Source organism: Acidithiobacillus sp. TH-A36 (assembly GCF_057473445.1).
Window position 1 is genome coordinate 1 of sequence record NZ_JBYCKP010000078.1, and the last position, 7,482, is coordinate 7,482.

Below are 7,482 nucleotides of genomic sequence, written 5' to 3' on the forward strand. Positions count from 1 at the left end.
GCCATACATTCTCCTTCTGGTTGGTAGTTCAATTATCTGCAAAAATATACCAGAAAGGGCATTCGGGATACGCCGCCCAAAAATTATCCACGCCTGAATTTCAGCAAAGGAGTAATGAGTGGCATCAGCCAATGACAGGGACCTGCAGAGGATTATGCAGTTACGCGCGCAACTGAGTGAAGCGAATGCCGCCTACTACCAGAAAGATGCGCCGACGCTCAGTGATCCGGAATATGATGCGCTCCTGCGGGAACTTCAGGCACTCGAAAATCGCTATCCACAGTGGCGTAGTGCTGACTCGCCGACGCAAAGGGTAGGTGCGGTACCCCTCAGCAATTTTGCCGAAATACATTATCGTGTGCCCATGACATCTCTGGACAATGTGTTTGACGATGCGGGTTTTGCAGACTGGTTGGCGAGAGTCCACAAGGGTCTGGGACGCGAGCAGGTCAGTTTGAGCGCCGAACCCAAATTTGATGGTCTTTCGGTCAACATCCGCTATGAAAACGGACAATTACTGCAGGCTGGCACCCGGGGAGATGGTCACACAGGCGAAGATGTAACAAGTAATGTGCGTAGTATTCGCAATGTGCCTTTGCAACTTCAGGGAACAGGTTGGCCGGATATTCTTGAAGTGCGCGGCGAGGTAGTCATTCCCGTGGCGGCTTTTGAGCGTTTGAATGCAGAACGTTTACGGAATGATGAAAACCCGTTTGCCAATCCCCGCAATGCAGCGGCAGGGAGCTTGCGGCAACTGGATTCACAAATCACAGCGCAAAGGCCTCTTGCTTTTTTCCCCTGGGGCTGGGGGGAGCTGAGTGCGCCCTTTGCAGAAACTCATCTTGAAGTGTTACATCAACTTGCTGGCTGGGGATTTGAAGTAACTTCTTACTTGAATAAAATGGATCATCTTAATGATTGTAAGATGTATTATTCACAAATGCAGAATTTACGTGAACACATGCCCTTTGAAATAGATGGCCTGGTGTTCAAGGTGAATAATCTGGATGAACGGCAGCGCCTGGGCTTCACAGCGCGCGCGCCGCGCTGGGCTATTGCCTATAAATTCCCGGCGCATGAGGAAAAAACCGTGGTTGAGGACATTCTGGCTTCGGTGGGACGCACCGGTGTGATTACCCCAGTTGCCCAATTGCGGCCCGTGCAGGTGGGTGGCGTGACCGTCAGTCGCGCCAGCTTGCATAATCAGGATGAAGTAGATCGTAAGGATATCCGGGTAGGCGATACGGTGTTGGTGCGACGGGCGGGTGATGTAATTCCTGAAGTGGTCATGGTCATCCTTGAAGCCAGACCGGAGCATACGCAGCCCTGGCAGATGCCTGATCATTGTCCAATCTGCGGATCGGAAGTGATGCGCCTCAGTAACGAAGCCGCGCATCGTTGCATGGGAGGTATTTATTGCCCGGCGCAAAGAATGGGTGCTATCAGTCATTTCGCTTCACGCAAAGCCATGGATATTCGTGGTCTGGGTGAAAAACTGATTACCCAACTGGTAGAGCGTGAACTGGTCAAAACGGTGGCCGACATTTATTCCCTCAATGAAGACGTATTGTGTGGTCTGGAGCGTATGGCCCGTAAATCCGCACAAAATCTGCTCGCCGAAATTGCTGCCTCCCGGCAAACCCAACTTTGGCGCTTTTTGTATGCCCTGGGTATTCGTCAGGTCGGTGAAACGACAGCCAAATCACTGGCTGAGCACTTTGGCGATATTGATCCGCTGATGGCGGCAGATGAGGCACAACTGCAGAATATTCCGGATGTAGGGCCTATTGTCGCCGAGTCCGTCCAGCATTTTTTTGCGCAATCCCATAATCAGGAAGTGATTACGGCCTTGCGCACTGCAGGCCTGCACTGGGAGAAGGTCGCGCCCAAAAGCTCTGGACATTTGGCTGGGCGCATATTTGTTCTGACAGGAACTCTCCCGCACATGAGTCGGGAGGAAGCCAAGGCAGCTATTGAGTCGACGGGAGCGAAGGTCAGTAGTTCGGTTTCTGCGAAAACCGATTATGTGGTGTTGGGTGCGGATGCGGGCAGTAAGGCAGAAAAAGCTGCCAAGTTAGGCATTGCGACACTGGATGAAGCGCAGTTGCTGGCTTTGCTGGAGGATGATCCCTGACTGTACATGTGATTTGAAACTTAGCGGCGCGGCAGCGGTCACAAGGGCTATTGCCACAAGGAGAGAAAAAATGCCACGTTTCCGTGTCCGCCTGCCCATTATGCATATGCTATGGATGCTATTGCCTGCTTCCTTGCTTTTGACAGGATGCGCGCAGGAAGTCTCACCCCATCCGGTCGCCCACATACCTGTGCCTTCCCATGTTATAACCCAGCCACCTACCCAGCGTTATGCGGCTCCAGGCGTACAGAGTGAGGATATTAATGGTCCCCTCGGGGGGCGGAACAAGTATTTGTCTGACGCTGAACTGGCCGCCTTACCCACGCATCTGCGCGTTCATTTTGCTACGAACAGTAGTCAGGTCAATGTCCACGGTCGTCGTATTGCCCTGGATAATGCCCGGTTTTTATTAAAATTCCCCCATGTAAACGTACGCCTGGAAGGTAACTGCGACCAACGTGGCACCCAGGAATACAATCTGGCCCTGGGAAATCGCCGGGCAGAATCCGTGGCGCGCCTGCTGGAGGCTGATGGGGTATCTGCCAGCAGAATTCAGATGGTTTCCTTTGGTAAGGACAATCTGCTGTGTTACGCCAATGATCCCAAGTGCTGGAAGCGCAACCGGCGCGTGGATTTTGTCTATCATGCCATGTTATCAGACTCCAACTAGTGGTACTGGCAGACGCGTGAGCGCTTGGCGACCAGTTTTTCTGGAGATCGGCATGATGGCCTTCCTGACCGGTTGTGCAGCCTTACCGCCAGTTTCCAGCCATGCGGCTACAGCAGAGTGTAACAGGGACAGAGCTGAGGTTGGAGTTATTGATATAGGCTGGCATACCGGATTGATCATTCCTGCTGATGAAATGCAGGGTGACTTAAAGTTTGTACCGCAGTATTTTCGGGTCAAGCCTCATGACTGGATTTTTGGATGGGGTAACCGGCGCTACTATATGGCCGAAAACCCCAGTGTCTGGGAGGGAATCAGCGCCCTGTTGCCTTCGCATAGCGTGATGCTGATCAGAGCCGTGGAAAATCTGAGTGCAGCAAGCGATCTGCCGGGTGTTAAAGTCCGGTGGTTACCGGTCACTCCGGAAAATCTGCACAGACTGGATAATTATATAGCTGCCTTTCTGACTGTAAACCATACAGACGGGTTGACAGTTGTTGGGGCCGGGCCTTATCCTCGCAGCAAATTTTTTGCCTCGCCGGGTACGTATGATGCTTTTCATACCTGCAATACCTGGACCGTAACCGCTCTGAAAACGGCGGGTTATCCGGTGCATCCGGCGGGGGTAATTTTCGCGGGGCAGGTGCTCAGCCAGCTGAAAACATTGCCGGTCTGTAAATAGCGCTGTTCCGCCCAAATACGTCCGTCGGGGTATATGAAATCAGCAAATACATCTGTTTCGTCCATTGCCGCGCTGAATGACGCCACTCTCGGGCTTTTTCACTTAAAAACCATGTTAACTGCCGGACTGGGATTTTTTTCGGCAGCCTACGATTTATTTATCATTGGATACGCCTTGGCACTGATTCGTCAGGAATGGCATCCTGATGCCCTGATGATGGGGCTGATTGGCTCCATTTCTTTGCTTGCCGTACTATTTGGGGCGTATCTGTTTGGTAGAATTGCAGATATTTATGGGCGCCGCAAAATATACGGTATCGAAGCCCTGTTGATGGTGCTCGGCGCACTCGGATCTGCCTGCGCCAATGATATTACCACATTGATTATCTTTCGTTTTATTCTGGGGCTGGGGGTAGGTGGAGATTATCCTTTGTCTTCAGTGATCATGAGCGAATATGCCAATCGGGATAATCGCGGATTGCTGGTGGGTCTGACTTTTTCCTTTCAGGCTTTGGGGGTTTTGATTGGCCCTGGTATTGCCCTGGCATTGTTGGCCGCACAAATTGACCATGACCTGGCCTGGCGCATCATGCTGGGACTGGGGGCGTTTCCTGCGCTTGGTGCATACTGGATGCGACGCAGCATGCCGGAATCACCGCGTTGGCTGAATCGGGCCACAAAAGCCCCCAACCACGCGGATTCATCGGTTACCTCTGCAAAGCCACTGAGACATTACTGGCGATATTTGTTGGGTACGGCTGGGGCCTGGTTTGCTTTTGATTATGCCTATTATGGGAATACTATTTCGACGCCCATGATTATGCATGCGCTGGCCCCACATGGTGGGCTGATGGCCAATATTGCCTGGAGCTGGATTGTTTTTGCAATTGCTGCAGTGCCAGGATATTTTCTTGCGGCATTTACTCTGGACCGTATTGGTCATCGCCGTCTGCAATTGATCGGTTTTTTTTGCATGGGTATGGCTTTTCTCGCCATTGGCGTGATTCCTGATATAGCCGGGGCATTTGCTCTGTTTATTGCCTTGTATGCCATCAGTTATTTTTTCGCAGAATTTGGCCCGAATACCACTACATTTGTCCTGGCTTCAGAAATTTATCCTGCTCATTTACGGACTACAGCCGCTGGTGTTTCCGCAGGGACAGCCAAGGTAGGCGCATTTATCGGGGTGTTTTTATTTCCCATTCTGCTCCAGGCGATGGGCATAGAAAACACCCTTCTGCTCACTTTTTTATTCAGTATGACGGGATTGGCCCTGACTTTTTTATTGCCTGAGCCCGCCCGCCAGAATCTGGAAAAGGTAGCAGGCGAGGAAAATCTGGTTGAGCGGACGTTTTCCGCTTCGGACGGACCAAATCCTGAGATTAACCCGGAGGGGTCTGGTGCTGAAGGGAAACAGCAGATTGCAGGCTGATGCGTAACAAGGTCAGATTTTCGTGATTATACAATTCATAACTGACATAAATGCGTTGGATATGGAGATTATCCGGCAGGCTTCTGCGCATGTCAGGAACATCCCGACTGGGTAAGACCAGATAAAGGGGACTGGGGTTATGGCGCAGAATGTTTTGTAATTCCGCCATATGCTTGGGCTGGTGCAAAATCATGTTGCCACGCCCGGCATAAAACAGAAAATTGGGCTGGAACCAATGCCAGGCGGCAATACTGTAGGGGTTGTCGCCTTGATACTGACGGATTTTTTCGCCCATGAAGTAAGAAGGCTTCAAAATATTCAATGCCGGCTCGGTGTAGGTCATCAGCGCGAAAGTCAAGGCGGCGGCCCCGGCGGTCAGAGTGATCAACCAGCGTCCAACTTGGTCTTTCCATACCCAAAGCGCGGCAAGGACCGCAGACAGGGCATAGGGTAAGCCCAGGTAATAAAGCGAGCCCAGAGGAGGAATTTTTGCCGGCACGATTATAGCGCCGGCATAGACCAGTGCCGCCCCGACGCTGAAAAGCACGGACAAGGACATATATAATCCCCGGCGGTGAAAGGGCATTTCCCCGGACAGGGCCTGGTAAAGGCGTCTTCCGAGAAAAATAAACAGGGGTGGATAGGCTTCCCAGACATAATTGGGCAGTTTGGTGGCGGAAATACTGAAAAAAATGACCCACACCAATAGCCAGCTGAGCAAAAAGGTATCCACAGGATATTGCTGGATCAGTTGCTTGCGTTTGTGCCACAGAGGCCGCAGTGCCTGAGGGAGAAATACTGACCATGGGAGCAGGGCGGGGGGAATGGTCAGCAGGTAGTAAAAAAACGGCCCCTGATGCCCCTGCATTTCAGCATTGTAACGGCTGATATTGGCCCGCAAAAGAAAACCCATATCCCATCTCCAGTGGCTTTCTACCCCCACGGCAACGTACCAGGGCAGGCCGATCAGTAAAAATAAAGGTAAGCCCCACTGCAGACGCCCTTCTTTCCATAAATAGGGGAGATTACCGCGCAACAATAAAAAAACCACAATAATCAGCCCCGGAATCAGGAAGCCTATCGGTCCTTCATCCACAGTGGCCAGGGCCATGGCGGCATAACTGAGTAAAATATTGAAGCTGCGTGTCTCCGGGAATTGATAGGCGTGCAAATAGCTGATCAGACTCATGCTGACAAATAAAATCAACAAGGGGTCCGGTACCGCTGCCCGGAAAATGATCTGGCTATGCAAGATAGTGGCGGCCACCAGGCCCGTCAGCAAAGCGGGGCCGCTGCCTATCAGGCGCCGTGTGGAGACAGTCAGGTACAGGACAAACAGCGCCCCCACCAACACCGAACCCATACGCAAACCCCAGCTGTTCATTCCGAACACTTCCACACCACCCCACATGAGCCAGTAATTCAGAGCGGGTTTGGCAACGCGCAGGGTCCCGTTGAACAGGGGAACCACAAAATTATGCTGAGCAAACATTTCCTTGAGCGCCTGAGCATTATTGGGCTCATCAATATCCCAGAGGCTGCCGCTGCCACTGTGGTAGGCAAAGAGGATAAAAGCACCCAGAAACAACAGGCCGCATAAAAAATAAAAACGGGACAGACTAAGGGTTTTGTTGAAGGCCATATCAGCGGGCGGTCTCCATGGTAGGGGTCAGCAGTGCGGCGCTTATCATATCAAAAATATGGTCCTGATCCTCCATGGCTTACAGCAAAGCGGGTTGCCGGGAACTTTTGTATTGTCTACATATCATATTAGGCTTATACACCGACCAACTGCTCCAATGCTTCAGGTAGAACTATTTGTTGTTATTGAACCGTATTGTCAATGGATAGACCCGTAAAATTCCTGCCCGCAGGACGGGCGCGTCTGGTCATCATCGTCCTCTTGCTGACTTTTGCAGTTATGTTGCTTCGCGATATCTATCTGCAGATTCTGGACCAGTCCACTCTGCGCCAGCAGGGCCAAATGCGTTATTTACGCGCTATTTCCCTGCCAGCCAGTCGGGGAATCATCACGGCCCGTAATGGTGAACCTCTGGCGGTGAATGTTCATGCGGTCACCATCTGGGCGGACCCTGCCATTCTGGATAAACACCACGACCAATGGGCAGCACTCAGTCATGCCCTGCATCTCTCCGAAGCCAGTTTTGCCCGTCGAGTGGCCAGTGGGGGAGCAGATTATGCCTACATTGAACGTCAGATTGCTCCGGAGTTCGGAACTGCTCTACAAAAACTGCAGGTGCCGGGCATTTATGTGCAGGATACCAGCCGCAGTTATTATCCTATGGGCGCGGTGACAACACCCCTGCTGGGGTTGGTGGATCAGGCTCATCAGGGTTCTGCAGGTTTGGAGCGTGGTTACAACACCTGGCTCAGGGCGCATCCCGGAAAGGAACTGGCACTGGTGGATGGACATGGCCAGATAGTGCACGTGGCCAAAGTGCAAAAACTCTCGCATTTTGGTCATCCCCTGCAGCTCACCATTAATCCCCAGATTCAATATTGGGCCTATATTACCCTGACCCGCTCACTGCATCATTTTCACGCCAA

6 protein-coding genes are annotated in these 7,482 nt (G+C 51.9%); 5 read left to right on the top strand and 1 reads right to left on the bottom strand.

Features of this window, described 5'->3' with window-relative positions; genetic code table 11:
* Positions 1-154: 154 nt before the first annotated feature.
* The 4 genes from ligA (at position 155) to AC2VLY_RS01955 (ending at position 4,914) form a co-directional block, all read left to right on the top strand.
* A complete protein-coding gene (ligA, locus tag AC2VLY_RS01940; RefSeq protein WP_486892070.1) occupies positions 155-2,134 on the top strand; it encodes an NAD-dependent DNA ligase LigA in 1,980 nt (659 codons plus the stop codon).
* 70 nt (positions 2,135-2,204) lie between these two features.
* Positions 2,205-2,804: an OmpA family protein gene (locus AC2VLY_RS01945; protein WP_227485433.1), complete on the top strand. Its 600-nt coding sequence runs from the start codon at positions 2,205-2,207 to the stop codon at positions 2,802-2,804.
* Between the two features lie 52 nt (positions 2,805-2,856).
* Entirely contained in the window at positions 2,857-3,483 is a 627-nt protein-coding gene (locus AC2VLY_RS01950) for a DUF2459 domain-containing protein (protein ID WP_486921690.1), read from the top strand.
* A 33-nt stretch (positions 3,484-3,516) separates the two neighbouring features.
* A complete protein-coding gene (locus AC2VLY_RS01955) occupies positions 3,517-4,914 on the top strand; it encodes an MFS transporter (protein ID WP_486921691.1) in 1,398 nt (465 codons plus the stop codon).
* On the opposite strand, the gene AC2VLY_RS01960 is transcribed toward AC2VLY_RS01955, so the two are convergent.
* Positions 4,865-6,556, bottom strand: a complete 1,692-nt coding sequence (locus AC2VLY_RS01960) for an ArnT family glycosyltransferase (protein ID WP_486892068.1) — start codon at positions 6,554-6,556, stop codon at positions 4,865-4,867. The two genes, AC2VLY_RS01955 and AC2VLY_RS01960, sit on opposite strands and share 50 nt — an antisense overlap.
* Before the next feature lie 201 nt (positions 6,557-6,757).
* On the opposite strand from AC2VLY_RS01960, the gene AC2VLY_RS01965 reads away from it, so the two are divergent.
* A partial coding sequence (locus AC2VLY_RS01965; protein WP_486892069.1) for a penicillin-binding protein 2 occupies positions 6,758-7,482 on the top strand: 725 nt, incomplete at its 3' end.